At 60.0% G+C, this 15617-nt stretch carries 18 protein-coding genes; 1 reads left to right on the plus strand and 17 read right to left on the minus strand.

Annotation, left to right across the window (positions count from 1 at the left end):
- Positions 1–46 precede the first annotated feature (46 nt).
- Complete coding sequence (gene ftrA, locus ACP7BV_RS18250) at positions 47–1009, minus strand: transcriptional regulator FtrA (RefSeq protein WP_426105821.1); 963 nt, start codon at positions 1007–1009, stop codon at positions 47–49.
- A gap of 92 nt (positions 1010–1101) precedes the next feature.
- Between ftrA and ACP7BV_RS18255 the strand changes: the two genes are divergently transcribed.
- Positions 1102–1497, plus strand: a complete 396-nt coding sequence (locus tag ACP7BV_RS18255; protein WP_426105822.1) for a rhodanese-like domain-containing protein — start codon at positions 1102–1104, stop codon at positions 1495–1497.
- Here ACP7BV_RS18255 and ACP7BV_RS18260 read toward each other — a convergent pair.
- From ACP7BV_RS18260 to atpE, 16 genes are all read right to left on the minus strand, one after another.
- Positions 1494–2666, minus strand: coding sequence for an esterase/lipase family protein (locus tag ACP7BV_RS18260; RefSeq protein WP_426105823.1), 1173 nt, complete (start codon positions 2664–2666; stop codon positions 1494–1496). The genes ACP7BV_RS18255 and ACP7BV_RS18260 overlap by 4 nt on opposite strands.
- A gap of 3 nt (positions 2667–2669) precedes the next feature.
- Positions 2670–3266, minus strand: coding sequence for a glutathione peroxidase (locus ACP7BV_RS18265; protein WP_426105825.1), 597 nt, complete (start codon positions 3264–3266; stop codon positions 2670–2672).
- Positions 3267–3358: 92 nt separating this feature from the next.
- Positions 3359–4195, minus strand: coding sequence for a PPK2 family polyphosphate kinase (locus ACP7BV_RS18270; protein WP_426105827.1), 837 nt, complete (start codon positions 4193–4195; stop codon positions 3359–3361).
- A 15-nt stretch (positions 4196–4210) separates the two neighbouring features.
- A complete protein-coding gene (locus ACP7BV_RS18275) occupies positions 4211–4630 on the minus strand; it encodes a CoA-binding protein (protein WP_426105828.1) in 420 nt (139 codons plus the stop codon).
- A gap of 131 nt (positions 4631–4761) precedes the next feature.
- Positions 4762–5547: a hypothetical protein gene (locus ACP7BV_RS18280; RefSeq protein ID WP_426105830.1), complete on the minus strand. Its 786-nt coding sequence runs from the start codon at positions 5545–5547 to the stop codon at positions 4762–4764.
- 232 nt (positions 5548–5779) lie between these two features.
- The gene (locus ACP7BV_RS18285) at positions 5780–6571 is read right to left on the minus strand and encodes a DUF2726 domain-containing protein (protein ID WP_426105831.1); all 792 of its coding nucleotides are present in this window, start codon (positions 6569–6571) and stop codon (positions 5780–5782) included.
- 257 nt (positions 6572–6828) lie between these two features.
- Positions 6829–8496: a serine hydrolase gene (locus ACP7BV_RS18290; RefSeq protein ID WP_426105833.1), complete on the minus strand. Its 1668-nt coding sequence runs from the start codon at positions 8494–8496 to the stop codon at positions 6829–6831.
- Between the two features lie 139 nt (positions 8497–8635).
- A complete protein-coding gene (locus ACP7BV_RS18295) occupies positions 8636–9010 on the minus strand; it encodes a hypothetical protein (protein WP_426105834.1) in 375 nt (124 codons plus the stop codon).
- Positions 9011–9089: 79 nt separating this feature from the next.
- Complete coding sequence (locus tag ACP7BV_RS18300; RefSeq protein WP_426105836.1) at positions 9090–9680, minus strand: hypothetical protein; 591 nt, start codon at positions 9678–9680, stop codon at positions 9090–9092.
- Between the two features lie 178 nt (positions 9681–9858).
- Complete coding sequence (locus tag ACP7BV_RS18305; protein WP_426105837.1) at positions 9859–10284, minus strand: F0F1 ATP synthase subunit epsilon; 426 nt, start codon at positions 10282–10284, stop codon at positions 9859–9861.
- A gap of 22 nt (positions 10285–10306) precedes the next feature.
- A complete protein-coding gene (gene atpD / locus ACP7BV_RS18310; protein WP_426105838.1) occupies positions 10307–11707 on the minus strand; it encodes a F0F1 ATP synthase subunit beta in 1401 nt (466 codons plus the stop codon).
- A 32-nt stretch (positions 11708–11739) separates the two neighbouring features.
- Complete coding sequence (gene atpG / locus ACP7BV_RS18315; protein WP_426105840.1) at positions 11740–12615, minus strand: F0F1 ATP synthase subunit gamma; 876 nt, start codon at positions 12613–12615, stop codon at positions 11740–11742.
- A gap of 62 nt (positions 12616–12677) precedes the next feature.
- Positions 12678–14219: a F0F1 ATP synthase subunit alpha gene (atpA, locus tag ACP7BV_RS18320; protein ID WP_426105841.1), complete on the minus strand. Its 1542-nt coding sequence runs from the start codon at positions 14217–14219 to the stop codon at positions 12678–12680.
- A gap of 68 nt (positions 14220–14287) precedes the next feature.
- Positions 14288–14821: a F0F1 ATP synthase subunit delta gene (locus ACP7BV_RS18325; RefSeq protein WP_426105842.1), complete on the minus strand. Its 534-nt coding sequence runs from the start codon at positions 14819–14821 to the stop codon at positions 14288–14290.
- 2 nt (positions 14822–14823) lie between these two features.
- The gene (locus ACP7BV_RS18330) at positions 14824–15294 is read right to left on the minus strand and encodes a F0F1 ATP synthase subunit B (RefSeq protein WP_426105843.1); all 471 of its coding nucleotides are present in this window, start codon (positions 15292–15294) and stop codon (positions 14824–14826) included.
- A gap of 71 nt (positions 15295–15365) precedes the next feature.
- On the minus strand, positions 15366–15608 hold the full coding sequence (gene atpE / locus ACP7BV_RS18335) for a F0F1 ATP synthase subunit C (RefSeq protein ID WP_426105845.1): 243 nt from the start codon (positions 15606–15608) through the stop codon (positions 15366–15368).
- Positions 15609–15617: the final 9 nt, after the last annotated feature.

Here is a 15617-nt window from a genome sequence, read left to right on the forward strand (position 1 = left end):
GCTTGTCAAAAAAGGGGCCACCCAGGCGCCTTCGGCCTTGTCCAAGCTACACAGCGCTGGCCTCGGCAAACTGGCGCCGATAGGCCGCGGGCGTGGTCAACGTCAGCCGCCTAAAATGATGCCGCAGCGATTCCTCCGACCCAAACCCCGCCCTCTCGGCCAATAGCGCCAGCGGCAGTTCACTGGTCTCGAGCAAATCCTTCACAAGCGCAATGCGCTCGCGCGTGACCCACTGCGCCGGCCCGAACCCGGTCGCTTCCTGGAACTGGCGCTGCAAGGTGCGCACACTCATTGCCGCGCGGCTGGCCATGCTGGCCACGCTATGCCGCTCGGCCGGATGGCTGCGCACCCAATCCATCAAGCGGGTCAGCCGCCCTTTCTCGTCATGGGCCATGGGGCGCGGCAGAAATTGCGCCTGGCCGCCCTCGCGATGCGGCGGCACCACCAGCCGCTGCGCCACCAGGTTGCCCACATGCGCGCCATAGTCACGCCGCACCAGATGCAGCAGCATGTCGAGCCCCGCGGCCGACCCGGCCGACGTAATCAGCTGGCCGGCATCGACATACAAAGCGTCGCTCTGCACATCGATGGCCGGATAGCGGCGGGCCAGCTTGTCGGCGTAGCGCCAGTGCGTGGTGGCGCGCTGGCCATCGAGCAGGCCGGCGGCGGCCAGAATGAAGACGCCCGAACAGATCGAGCAAAGGCGCGCACCGCGCGCGTGTGCGTCGCGCAGCTGCTGCAGCAAGGCCGGCGGCGGCGCTTCGTCGGCATCGCGCCAGCCGGGAATGACGATGGTGTCGGCCAGCGCCAGCAGCGTGGCGTCATGCGGGGCAACGATGGTGATACCGCCGGCGGCGCGGATTGGTCCGGGTTCGATCGCGCACACGGCGAACTGGTACCACTCGACGCCAAGCTCGGGACGCTCGAGCGCGAACAGTTCCACCGCGCAGCCGAACTCGAAGGTGCACAGGCGGTCATAGGCAAGGACAACGACAAGATGCTTTTTCATGGCGCGATCTTACCGCACAATGGCGTTTGCGCCACTGCCGGCCCAGGCGCAGGCGCACGACAATGAGAACTCGCCAACCACGGAGCTCCACCATGTCCATCGTCACCGAAGTCCCACCAGCGCCCAGCGCCGCCGCGCTGGCCCATTTCCAGAGCAGCCTCGCCTTCGAGACCGATTGCTGGGATGTGCACCACAGCCTGCACTGCGGCGAGCCTGACTTCGTGCTGCTCGACGTGCGCGGCAGCGAGAAATTCGCCGCCGGCCATGTGCCGGGAGCGGTCGATATGGCGCAGCGCAAAATCATCGGATCGAGGCTTGAACAATTTTCGCCAGGCACGCTCTTCGTCACGTATTGCGCCGGCCCGCATTGCAACGGCGCGGCGCGCGCGGCGATTCGCCTGGCCAAGCTTGGCAAGCCGGTCAAGATGATGGCGGGTGGCGTGACCGGCTGGATCGACGAAGGATTTGCGTTGGCGACGGGCGCTTAAAGCCACGCCAGCAGGCGCTCGCTCACTTGCGGGGACGACAGCAGCTGCATGTGATTGGTCTGGTACACCACATGCCGCTCAAACGCCAGGCTGCGAGCAGGATCGTCGGACTCGGCCAGACCGCTCGATACAGGCACCAGGCCATCGCCCGCCAGCAAACGGTCGGCCAGGTCGCCTTCGCGCTTGCCGATGGTGGCCGCAAGCGCATAACAGCGCACCCCTTCCGGCAGCGGCACATGCTGCGGCAGCGGCGTGCCATGCGCAAACCGGTCCTGGCCATCCCAGTCGTCATCGAGCACGCTGCCGTGGCGCAGGTCGGTAATGCCGGCACTGCGGATTTTGGCCAGACGCGAAAACGGCGCGCTGTAGGCTGACAGATCGGTGAACAGGTGAACCCAGTTGCCGCCCCGTTCAAGTGGGGCGCCCAGGTGCGGCGTGCCGAGAAAAACCATTTTGCTCAGGTGGCCAAGCCAGCCCTGCTTTGCCTGAGCAGCGTAATGGCAGGCGCTGCGCGCCAGCAGGCCGCCCATGCTGTGGCCAAGGATGACGAGTTCGGCCACCGGCACCGGCCAGCCATCGACCAGCGCCTGCAGTTGCTGCGCGAATTCGCGTCCGTTGACGGAGATGTGGCGCCCGCTGTTGTAGTGCAGGTAGACGCTCGTGTAGCCGCCTTCGGCGGCCAGCATGGCGCCGTGGTCGACGCCGTCGCGCTGCCACTGCAGGTCATTCATGCACAGGCCGTGGGCCAGCACCAGGATGCGCCCCGACGGCGCGGCGAGGGCATGCAGCGCGAGCGGTTTGCCGCCCTGCCGCAAGCGCATGGGAATTGCCAGTGGATTGCCGCTCGCTGCCAGGCGGTCACCCAGCACGCCATTCAGGGCGGCCAGCAGCGCGTCGCGCCCGGCCCAGGCGGCCGGTTCGCCAAGGTCGGGCACCAGCCTGGCCAGCACCGCATCAAGAGAGCCGCCGACCAGGCGCGTGACGCCCTTGACGCTGCGGTACACCAGCGACGTCACGCCTGCCACGGGCCGCACCACGCCCGTGCCGATGGCCTTGTTCAGTACATTCATGTGCACCGCTTCGACCAGCTCGGTCACGCCCGTCAGCGCTTCGATCGCGAGGCGCGAGGCGCCGGCCAGGTCGGCGCCGATGGCGCGTTTGGCGGCCATGACCTAGGAACCGAGCGCCTGTTCGACCTTGGCCACGAGCTTGGCGTCTTCCGGCGTGACCTTGCTCGGGAAGTGTCCGATGACCTTGCCCTTGCGGTCGATCAGGTATTTGGTGAAGTTCCATTTCGGCTCTTCGCCGGTGGCCTTGATCAGCTGCGCGTGCAGCGGATTGGCGGCGGCGCCACTGACTACGGATTTGGCGAACATGGGGAATTTGACGCCGTAGGTGTTGTAGCAAAGGTCGGCGATTTCCTTGGCATTGCCCGGCTCCTGCTTGCCGAAGTCATTGGACGGGAAGCCCAGGACGACCAGTCCCTTGCCGCCGTATTTTGCATACAATTTTTCCAGGCCTTCGTACTGCTTGGTGTAGCCGCAGTAGCTGGCGGTGTTGACCACCAGGACCACCTTGCCCGCGTACTGGCACAGGTTCTGGGGCGCGTCGTCCTGCAGGCGCTTGAAGGATTGATTGAGCAACGCGGGGCAACCCTGGGCCGCCGGCGCAGCCGGCGCAGCCGGCGCCGGTGTCTGCGCCATGGCGCAGGTGCTGGCCAGGACGGTGGCGCCGAAAGCGGCGCGCAGGATGGCGGAAGTGTTGAGCATGGGCGATTCCTGGCAATGACGAAGGTGGAGGTTCATTCTATGCCAATTCGGGCGCAACTGCCCGTTGCCAGGAAAAGCGGCTGCAGGTCTCGTCAAACGACCTTCATCTTGGTCAGCCGCGGATCAGGTTCCGGAAACGACAGCTTCAAGCCCTGCATGATCTCGAGCAGCAAGGTCGAGATCAGCAGATTGCGGTGGGTTTTGGAGTCGGCCGGGATGATGTACCACGGCGCGTGGTCGGCATCGGTGGCCATGATGGCGCGCTCGTAGGCGCGCTGGTAGTCGTCCCACTTCAGACGCTGGACCAGATCGCCCTCGTCGAATTTCCATTGCTTGTCCGGGTCGTCCAGCCGCTCCTGCAGGCGCTTGCGCTGCTCGTCGCGCGAAATGTGCAGGAAGATCTTGACGATCACGGTCCCTGTTTCGGCCAGCATGCGCTCGAAATCGCGGATATGCGCGTAGCGCCGCTTGCATTCCTTTTCGTCGATCATGTCCTGCACGATGGTGATCAGGACGTCTTCGTAATGGCTGCGGTTGAAAATGGCGATTTCGCCCTTGGTGGGCACTTGCTGGTGCACGCGCCACAAATAGTCGTGCGCCAGTTCCTGCGGATTGGGCGCCTTGAAAGTCACCCCGCGCAGGCCCATGGGATTGATCTGGCTAAACAGCGCGCGCACGGTGCCGTCCTTGCCGGACGTGTCCATCCCTTGCAGCACGATCAGCAGCTTGCGCTGGCGCTGCGCATACAGCATCTCCTGGCATTGCGCGATGTGCGCCGTCAGTTGCGCGGTGGTGTCGCGCTCCTGCTGCTTGATCTCGTCCTTGGACAGCTTGTCGCGGTCCTTGGGGTCGCGCAGCGGGGTGCTGCCGGCATCGCCTTCGCGTAGCTTGACGTCGGCACCCGCCCTGAACCGTTCACGTGCTTTCACATTTTCTCCTTTGACTTACTGCATCGCTGCATGCTGGACCTTCATGCATTGGTCCATCACGACATCGAGTCCCGCACCTGCGGCCAGGTCGGCGGCCTCCTGGTTGACCACGTCGATCTGCATCCACAGGCAGCCGGCGCCAACGGCCACCGCTTCGCGCGCCACCGGCAGCATGTCTTCGGACTTGCGGAAGCAGTCGACGACGTCGATGCGCGCGCCGCTCGCGGCCAGCGCGTCGGCCGCCTGCTGCAGGCCGGCGTGGACTTTTTCACCGAGGATGTCCTGCCCCGCATACGTGGGGTTGACGGGCACGATGCGGTAGCCGTGCTGCTGCAGGTAATGCGCCACGCCGTGACTGGCGCGCTCGGGGTTGGTCGACAGGCCGACGATGGCAATCGTCTTGCTGTCCTTGAGAATCTGCGGAACGGTTTTCATCGTCTTGCCCTGGTTAATGTTAAGTCATCGCCAGAGTAGCAGATTTGCCATCAAAACCGCGAACGGATAAACGTTCGAGCGCTAAAACGTGCGAGCCTTTTAACGTGCGAGCCTTTCAACATTCGAGCCTTTCAGCGGTTTGCGAATACGTCGTTCCAGCTGGGCTTTTCCGGCAGGCGGGTGATGAAGGGGGCGTTGGCCGCTTCGATGTCGTTAATTTCGGTCAGCACTTCGACCGGGAAGCCGGCGCGCTTGCTGGCGCGGGTCTGGATCGACAGCGACAGCAGATAGTCTTCCAGATGGTTCGGCTCGGTGCAGAACATGCGGATGCGTTCCCACACGTGCGGGTAGGCCGCCTTGGTGTGTCCGAGCGGGGCCAGCTGTTCGAGCGCCTCGATGGTCAGCGAGGCGCGGCGCGGCATCATCACTTCGCTGTGCGGGCCGCCAAACTCCGAGTTCGAGACGGCAGCACCGGCCGCCGTATCTTTTTTGGCCGGCAGCACCACTGAACCGAACAGGCGCATCATCTGCTCGCTGGTCGGCAGCTTTTGCTTGTCCCAGCAAAAATGCCTGATGCTGGCGCCCTTGAACAGCTGGGCGTTCGAGCCGGGCGTATTGTCGATCACGCCGCCGGTCTTCAGTTCGATCACGCAGATCAGGCTCAGGCGGGCGTCGAACACGGCGTAGTCGACCTTGCGTCCGACCAGGTATTCCTTTTCCGAGCGGCGCTGCTTGGTATCGTTGCTAATCGGCGTCATCAGTGCGCGCAATTCCACGTCGGGAAACACATAGCACTTCGGCAAGGCGCGTCTCAGACGGCCATAGAACGCCTTTTGTTCGCTTCTGAAAAACGGCTTTTTGGTAAAGGCCGGGATAGCTTCAGGACTCGTATTTTTCTTCAGCAGGCGCGAAAGCATGGCGGCTTATTAACTAATGGATGGGCTGTTAGTGTGCGATTTCTATCCAATTAACACAAGAAAAAAATAGTAAAACCGCTACAAGCGTTGTGCAAATTTAAAATCCGCGCGCCATTCTCGGACACTAGCTCTGTCGTTTTCCGGCAGCGGGCAGCCGTTTTCAGGCGTGATTCTGAGCGCAACTTACAAGCAAGCCCGGCGGTTAAGGCGGCCCCGGCTGCTTTATTGGTGCTCAGCGGTTTTCGAAGATATCGTTCCAGGCCCCGCGCACGCGGACCTGGGTGGGAATGAAGCGCGCGTTGGCGCCTTGCAGGTCGGCCAGTTCAACGATCACGCTTTCCGAAAAGCCCGTGCGCTTGCTGCTGCGGTCTTGCAGCGAAAGCGAGCTTAGGTACTGCTCAAGATGGCGCGGCTCCGGGCAGAACAGGCAAATGCGCTCCCAGATGTGGGGATAGGCTGCCTTGACGTGGCCGTTGGGCGTGAGCTTTTGCAGCTCCTCGACCGTCAGCGAGAAAACCGCCGGGCCGCGCACCGGCAAGACACTGTCGGGCGCCGGGAAATCGCTGCGCATGACGCTGTTGGCAGCAGGCTGGAGCCTGGCGGGCGCGATGTCGGTGAACGCCGCCATGGTCCGCAAAATCTGGTCGCGCGACGGCAAGTTTGCTTGCTCCCAACTAAAACAAGGGATGCCGGCATCTTGCAGGCACGCCAGAGTGAGTGCTCGCTCCTCGGACTGCTCGCCGGCGCTGGTCAGTTCTATTACGCACAGTAATTCGAGCATATCGGTGAACACGCCATAGGCAAGGCGGCGTCCGGCCAGTTTTTCCTGTTGCTGGCGTAACTGGCGGGTATCGTCGGCGAGGGGTTTGATCAGGGCGGACAGGGCGACATCGGGGAAAACAGTGCAATTAGGCAGCGCCTGGCGCAAGCGTTGGTAAAACGCCAGTTGCTCGGCATTGATATAAGGCTTTTTTCCGTAGGCCGGACCCAGCTGCTGCGACTTTTTGAGCAAGCGAGATAGCATGATGTGCGCCCCATTTCCTGATGCAATTCGACATAAGGGATCAGTGTGCGTTCAGATTGCTCATCAAGCAAGATAAAATTACATCATCCGTTGCAATATGAATACGCTTTCGTGGGCGGCCGCGCCCAGCTGGACGCCTGCCGACATTGTTTACCTGTGGCGATATTTCTCGATAGAAAGATGGCGCCGCTGTGATGAGGGTGCCGCGCTCGCGTTTCGCTGCCAACGCCGCTCCTGGCTAAAGCGGCGGGCGACCATTACAGGCGCTTGGCCACCACCGCGCGCCCCCCTTGCAGCAGCGTCAACTGGGCATTGCCTGCGTCGAAACGAATCTCGCCGTCGATTTCCTTGACGTAAAAAGTGGTACGCGACACTGGCGTCAACAACAACCTGGGTTGCCCCGTTGCCTGGCCGAACAGTTGATCGCCATCGCGCGTCAACGCCAGGACAAAACCTGGCTTTAACTCGTAGCGCCCGACAAACGTGTCGAGCGCGGCTTGGCCGAGCGTGACGCTCACGCGCGGCGCCGGCGCCGCACCCGTCCTGGGGAAGACGATGTCGGCGTCGTCAGCATGTAGCGTGACCTGGTCGACCTGGCCCTGGGCGTTGCGATGGAAGGTGAAGGTATCGGTCGATTCCTTGACGAAAAAATTGTCTGGTGAAAACGGAATAAGTTCCACCGCCCCGCGGCCAGTACGCTGCATGAGCAGGCGATCACCTTCGCGCCGCACTACCCGGCTCGATTTTTCGTCCACCTTGTAGCTGCCGTCAAAGGCGTCGAGCGCGGCCGCGCCCAGCACAATGGCCTTGTACTCGGGGAACGGCTTGCCAATGGCCACGGCCGCTGCCTGGCGCGCCACCAGACTTGGCGCCGGCATGCCGCTGTCGCTGTTGGTCAACAGGGCAACATACACTTTTTCGGCGGGCAGCCGCACGGCGTAAGTAGAAAAGCCATTGATGCCCCCGCCGTGCGACACGGCCTGGCTGCCGCGCAACTTGCCCACTGCCCAGCCATAGGCATAGCCGGTCGATGTGCCATTGGCCAGGATATAGGGGGTGAATGCCTGTTTCCAGCTTGCTGGTTTAAGCAGCGTGCCGGCGCTGATGGCTGCATCCCACTTGGCCAGGTCGTCCACGGTCGATACCAGCGAGCCGGCCGCGTAGGGCTGGCTCATGCTCAGTGGCTGGCTCGGCCCGAAGCCTGCAGGGGTTTGTTCATGTCCTGCGGCGCGCAGCACGACGGCGCGCTCATGGCCTTCGTAGGCAGTGTGGGTCATGCCTAGTGGAATAAAAATACGCTGTTCGACAAACTTGGCGTACGACTGTCCCGACAGCTTTTCGATGATTGCGCCGAGCAGGAAGTAGCCGGAATTGTTGTACTCGTGCTTGGTTCCGGGAGTAAATTCGATGGGATCATTCTTGAAATAGTCGATCATCTGCGGCACCGTCACGTCGCGCAGCGACTGGGTGCGAAAGTCCGGTTTGCCGGTATAGCTGACAATGCCCGATGTATGCGTGAGCAAGTGTTCGATGGTGATCACTTTGCCCTGGGTCGGGTAGTCGGGCAAAAATTTAGTGATCGGGTCCGTTGTGGCAAGCTTGCCTTCGTCAGCGAGCATCATGATGGCCACGGCGGTGAATTGCTTGGTGATCGATCCCAGTCGCAGCGTGGCCTCAGGCCGCATTGCGACCTGGTGCTCGACGTCCGCCATGCCGTAGGCCTTGCGCAACAGCGTTTTGCCGTTCTTGACGACAATCAGGGTCGCTCCCGGCTGGCCCGGCTTGTAGTAGGGCGCCACGAGCGCATCGATACGCGCGGCCAGCGCCTGATCGACGACAGCGGCGACCGGTGCGGCGTGGACCGCGGCAAGCGGCAACTGAAGCAGTAAAAGCGCGGCGAGGCACAGCGGCGAAAGTTTGAGCATGTCTATCCCTAATGTGTGAATTAAGCAGCCCTGACTATATTCCCGCGCCGTGAGGATGGCCCCGCCAATGCGACGGACAGTCGATTTCTACCGATGAACGTACACGCAGGTGCTGCGAGCGGCGTGCATTTCTCGCCCGCTATTGCTTGTCCCACTGCGCCAGGTGTAACAGAACGCCGTTCGGGTCCCACACGTAGGTGACCAGTGCGCCGTACTGTTCCTGCTTGGGCTCGGCCACGCGGGCGCCGGGAAACTTGCCAGTGGCCAGCAGCGCGGTGATCTGGGTGTAACAGGCCTGGGCGTCGGCCACGGTAATGTGCAGCATGCTGTTGTCCGCCCAATCCTTGACCGAATAGCGCTGCAGGTAAAAACGCTGGTTGCCCACTTCCAGCAATGCCATGTTGGCGTCCGACCAGGGAATGGTAAAACCCAGACCGACATAGAACGCCTTGGACATTTCAAAGTCCCGCGCAGGGAGGAATGGACGAATATCGCTTGCCTGAAGATCGATCATGGTTGCTCCGTGGTGTTGCTTGCGTGCGCGGTATGGACTGTCGGGATCGGGATATTCTGTTGCTCGCAAGGCGAGGGGATCACTTGAAGACAATCTGGACGAGCTTTGGGTTAACGTGGGCCATGTGGCCGACCGGCGGCAATCCTGTGACCAGCACGCACAGCCGTGGCTCAGGATACTGCTTCATTGCCATCATGTCGGAGGTCTGGAACATAAACGTCGTGACCTCCCGTGTCGCGCTCGCACCGCTCTTTGGCGTCGGTACGTAGCGTTGAAAGCTGTATTGCTGGTTGTCCTTGTCTTCACGCCACACATGCGCGGTGTTGTCGCCGGATTGGACTTCCCCAGCTACATTGACTACCAAAAAGCGATCGTTCCGGGCGTTCGATTCAGCCCCGATATTTGTCGGCCGAATTGCTGCTGCGATCTGCGCCTCGGTTTTGAGCGCTACGAGCTCTTCGCATTGGCTGGACGCCAGGATGCCGTAGGCCATCTCGTTCGGACCCTGGAAGACAAATTCAAAAGGCGCCTTCTTCAGTTTGATCGGCGATTGAATACTGAATTGCTTGCCCTGTTGCTGTATCACGAGCGACCAGTCATTCGGCGTTTGTGCGCTGGCGACTGTGGTGTGGAGACAGATTAACGCGATAGGCAATACGGCAAATTTCATGGGTGGCCTTGGCGGTGGTAGCGAAAGAATAACGACTCATTATGAGGTACCCGACAATGCCCTTGGTAAACATTTAAACAAAAATGCTGGGCAAGGACTACGGTGTCGCTGCCATCGGATGCCGCGAATAAAAAAAGGCAGCCGAAGCTGCCTTTCTTGTACTGCATGTATTGCCAGCTTAACGCCTGGTGCTGCGCAGCTTGGCGATTGCCGCCAGTTGCGCGATCGCCGTGGCAAGTTCAGCTTGCGCCATCGCGTAGTCGACCTTGGAATCCTTGTTGACCAAGTTTTCTTCAGCAGCTTTTTTGGCGGCCATTGCTTTTGCTTCGTCCAGGTCTTGACCGCGAATTGCGGTGTCGGCCAGAACCGTCACACCGTTCGGCTGTACTTCCAGGATGCCGCCGGCGACGAAGACGAACTCTTCTTCGTCACGGCCGACAACCTTGATCCGTACAGCACCCGGCTTGATGCGGGTAATCAGCGGGGTGTGCTTGGGATAAATCCCCAGCTCACCCGCTTCACCCGGCAACGCGACGAATTCGGCTTCGCCCGAAAAGATGAGCTCTTCGGCCGATACCACGTCAACGTGAATTGTGTTTGCCATAAGGTGTCCTATCGGCTCTTACTTAGTTGAGCTTCTTGGCTTTTTCGATTGCTTCTTCGATCGTGCCAACCATGTAGAACGCTTGCTCCGGCAGGTGGTCCAGTTCGCCCGATGCGATCATCTTGAAGCCTTTGATCGTGTCTTTCAGCGAAACGTACTTGCCTGGCGCGCCGGTAAACACTTCAGCAACGAAGAACGGCTGCGACAGGAAACGCTGCATCTTACGTGCACGGGAAACGAGCAGCTTGTCTTCAGGCGCCAATTCGTCCATGCCCAGAATCGCGATAATGTCACGCAATTCCTTGTAGCGCTGCAGGGTGCCCTGGACAGCGCGCGCGGTGTCGTAGTGTTCCTGGCCGACGACGAGCGGGTCCAGCTGGCGTGAGGTCGAGTCGAGTGGATCGACCGCAGGGTAGATACCCAGCGAAGCGATGTCACGCGACAGTGCAACGGTCGAATCCAAGTGAGCAAAGGTGGTTGCTGGCGACGGATCGGTGTAATCGTCCGCTGGAACGTACACGGCTTGCACCGAAGTAATCGAACCGGTCTTGGTCGAAGTGATGCGCTCTTGCAGACGGCCCATTTCTTCGGCCAGCGTTGGCTGGTAACCCACGGCCGATGGCATACGGCCCAGCAGTGCGGATACTTCGGTACCTGCCAGCGTGAAGCGGTAGATGTTGTCCACGAAGAACAGCACGTCTTTGCCTTCGTCACGGAACGATTCAGCGATCGTCAGGCCGGTCAGCGCCACGCGCAGACGGTTACCTGGCGGCTCATTCATCTGGCCGTAGACCATCGCTACTTTGGAGTTCTCTGGATTTTCCAGATCGACAACCTTGGCATCAGCCATCTCGTGGTAGAAGTCATTACCTTCACGAGTACGCTCACCCACACCGGCAAACACGGAAACACCCGAGTGAGCTTTAGCGATGTTGTTGATCAGTTCCATCATGTTGACCGTCTTGCCCACGCCGGCGCCGCCGAACAGGCCGACTTTACCGCCTTTTGCAAACGGGCACACCAGGTCAATCACCTTGATGCCGGTTTCCAGCAGCTCTTGCGATGGCGACAGTTCGTCGTACGCAGGGGCCACGCGGTGGATCGATGCGGTTTGCTCGTGCGATACAGGACCGCATTCGTCAATCGGGTTGCCCAGCACGTCCAGAATACGGCCCAGGGTAGCCTTGCCGACCGGTACCATGATTGGCTTGCCGGTGTTCTGGATTGCCATGCCGCGACGCAAGCCGTCGGAGGTACCCAGTGCAATGGTACGGACAATGCCGTCGCCCAGCTGCTGCTGTACTTCCAGGGTCAGTTCGGAGCCTGCCATTTTCAGTGCGTCGAAAACCTTAGGCATTGCGTTGCGTGGAAACTCAACGTCAACAACAGCGCCAATACACTGAACGATTTTGCCATCAGCCATGTTCGTTCCTTCTATATATATTTAAAAACGGGTTAGACCGCTGCCGCACCGGCGACGATCTCGGAGAGTTCTTTGGTAATCGCAGCCTGGCGGGTCTTGTTGTAGACCAGCTTCAGTTCACCGATAACACTACCGGCGTTGTCGCTTGCCGCTTTCATCGCGACCATCCGCGCCGATTGCTCGGACGCCAGATTTTCAGCAACCGCCTGGTACACCAGTGCTTCTACATAACGCACCAGCAGTTCATCGATCACGGTTTGCGCTTCCGGCTCGTAGATATAGTCCCAAGAGTGATTCCCCTTGTCGCCTTCTAACTTGTCGGCCGACAGCGGCAGCAATTGCTGCACGATCGGTTCTTGCTTCATCGTGTTGATAAACTTGGTGTAGCAGATGTAGACTGCGTCGAGCTTGCCTTCCTGGTACTCGTCGAGCATGACCTTGACAGGTCCGATCAACTTTTCCAGGTGCGGGGTGTCGCCGATCTGAATCGCATGCGACACGACCCGGACACCAACCCGATTCATAAAACCCAAACCCTTGTTGCCAATGGCAACTGCTTCAACCTTGTTGCCAGCTGTTTCCAGCTCGCGCGTTTTTTGCGTCACCATCCGCAAAATGTTGGTGTTCATGCCGCCGCACAGACCCTTGTCGGTCGTGACGACGATGAAGCCAACTGCTTTTGCTTGCACGGTCTTGGCATGCGCCATGAACGGGTGCGTGTATTCCGGATTCGCGCCAGCAAGATTGGCGGCGATATTACGAATCTTGTCACTGTAGGGACGGGCTGCCCGCATGCGATCTTGCGCTTTGCGCATTTTCGATGCGGCGACCATTTCCATCGCCTTCGTGATCTTCTTCGTATTTTCTACGCTCTTGATCTTGCCTCGTATCTCTTTGCCTGATGCCATGAGTCCTTACCCCTTATGCGCTATCGGGCGCCGCCCTACCTGCTGGCGGCGCCGTCAGTCAATTAATATGCGCCGGATTTCTTGAAGTCAGCAACAGCGGCAGCCATGGCAGCTTCGCCATCCTTGTCCAGCTGTTTCGTCTCTTCAATCTTGGACAGCAGGGCAGCTTGCTTGGTCTTCATGTAGCCATGCAGGCCGGCTTCGAAAGCCAGTACGCGCTTGACTTCAACATCGTCGAAGAAACCCTTGTTCACTGCGAACAGCGACACGGCCATCAGCGAGATCGGCAGCGGCGAGTACTGCGACTGCTTGAGCAGTTCAGTAACACGGGCACCGCGGTCGAGCTGCTTGCGGGTCGATTCATCGAGGTCGGAAGCGAACTGCGCGAACGCAGCCAATTCACGGTACTGCGCCAAGTCGGTACGGATACCGCCGGACAGGTTTTTGATGACCTTGGTCTGGGCAGCGCCACCGACGCGGGATACCGAAATACCGGCGTTAATCGCAGGACGCACACCGGAGTTGAACAGTGCGGTGTCCAGGAAGATCTGGCCGTCGGTAATCGAAATCACGTTGGTTGGCACGAAAGCGGATACGTCGCCTGCTTGCGTTTCAATGATCGGCAGTGCGGTCAGCGAGCCGGTCTGGCCCTTGACTTCGCCGTTGGTGAACTTTTCAACGTAATCAGGGTTCACGCGTGCTGCGCGCTCGAGCAGGCGGCTGTGCAGGTAGAACACGTCGCCAGGATACGCTTCGCGGCCTGGTGGACGGCGCAGCAGCAGCGAGATCTGGCGGTAGGCAACAGCTTGCTTGGACAGATCATCGTAGACGATCAGTGCATCCTGGCCGCGGTCACGGAAGTATTCGCCCATGGCGCAACCGGAGTACGGGGAGATGTACTGCATCGCTGCCGACTCGGAAGCCGACGCTGCAACGACGATGGTGTATTCCATCGCGCCGTGCGTCTCGAGCGAGCGCACGATGTTCTTGATGGTCGATGCCTTCTGGCCGATCGCGACGTAGATACACGTCATGTTCTGGCCCTTCTGGTTGATGATCGCATCGATCGCGACAGCCGATTTACCGGTCTGGCGGTCACCAATGATCAGCTCGCGCTGACCACGGCCGATCGGTACCATCGAGTCGATCGACTTCAGGCCGGTCTGCATAGGCTGCGAGACGGACTGGCGGGCGATCACGCCCGGTGCGATTTTTTCGATAGCGGCGGTCAGCTTGGCGTTGACAGGACCCTTGCCGTCGATCGGCTGACCCAGCGCGTTGACGACCCGACCCTTGAGTTCAGGACCGATCGGTACTTCCAGGATGCGGCCGGTGCACTTGACAACGTCGCCTTCGGAGATGTGCTCGTAAGCACCCAGAATAACGGCGCCGACGGAGTCGCGCTCCAGGTTCATTGCCAGGCCAAACGTATTGCCTGGGAATTCGAGCATCTCGCCCTGCATCACGTCCGACAGACCATGGATGCGGCAGATACCGTCGGCTACGGAGATAACCGTGCCTTGATTGCGAACTTCAGCGGAACCTTCGAGACCTTGAATCCGGCTCTTGATCAGTTCGCTGATTTCAGATGGGTTAAGTTGCATGCTAACTCCTAATAGTTTCTTGATGCGTAGAGCAAGGGGCGAAGGCGCCGGCTTGAAATGCGAATGTCTTACGACGCGAGCGCAACGTTCATCTGTTGCAGCTTGGCGCGTACCGAGGTATCGAGCACTTCATCACCAACGACCACGCGCACACCACCGATGAGCGAAGAATCCACTGTCACGGTCGGGTTAAGCTTGCGGCCAAATTTCTTTTCCAGCGTCTTTACGAGGTCTGCGACCTGCTCGGCCGAGATGTCGAACGCGCTCGTGATGTGAGCATCGGCGGCACCTTCCTGCGCGTTTTTCAGCACAGCGAACTGGGCGCCGATTTCAGGCAGCAATGCCACACGGCCGTTTTCGATCAACATCATGACGAAGTTGGTCGCTTCAGCGGTCAACGGGGCTTTCACCAGCGATGCGAACGCGTCGAGCACTTGCGCCTCGGTCACGTTCGGATTGCGGGCAAAATCCTTGACGTCGGCATTGGCGCCAATTTGCGCCAGTTCGTCGATCAGGGTAGACCAGGCAGCCATGTCGCCGGTTTGGGCGACGCGAAACACGGCTTCGGCGTAAGGACGGGCGACGGTTGCGAGTTCCGCCATGATTACAGCTCGACAGCCAGTTGCGACAACAGGTCGGCGTGAGCCGCTGCGTTCACTTCGCGCTTGAGGATCTGCTCAGCACCTTTGACGGCCAGACCGGCAACCTGGGAACGCAATTCTTCGCGCGCCTTGGTTACTTGCTGGTCAGCATCGGCTTTAGCTTGCGAGATGATGCGATTCGCTTCAGCCTGGGCGTTTGCCTTGATTTCGTCGGCGATCATCTGGGCGCGCTTTTCAGCGTCAGCGATGCGCTTTTGACCTTCGTCGCGGGCACCGGCCAGTTCAGCCTGTACGCGCTTTTCTGCGGCAGCCATGGCCAGCTTGCCCTGATCGGCAGCAGCTAAACCATCAGCAATTTTTTTAGCACGTGCATCCAGTGCGCCAATGATCGGTGGCCAGAAGAACTTCGAAACAACAAAGGCCAGGATCAGGAACACGATGGCTTGCACGAACATCGTAGAATTTAAATTCACAGCATTTTCCTTCTCAGAATGACATACGCCGGGCAGGCAAGAACGCGTGCCCGGCTATTGAGAATCAGCGCTTAGCCGGTGAACGGGTTGGAGAACGCAAACATCATTGCGATACCAACACCGATCAGGAATGCAGCGTCGATCAGACCAGCCAACAGGAACATCTTGGTTTGCAGCGTGTTCATCAGTTCAGGCTGACGTGCCGAAGCTTCGATGAACTTGCCGCCCATGATACCGATGCCGATACATGCGCCGATCGCGCCCAAACCAATAATCAAACCGCAAGCCAGTGCAACCATAGCGACGTTAGTCATGAAAACTCC

Origin of the sequence: Massilia sp. TSP1-1-2 (genome assembly GCF_049896185.1) — a bacterium.
Lineage (GTDB): Bacteria > Pseudomonadota > Gammaproteobacteria > Burkholderiales > Burkholderiaceae_D > Telluria_A.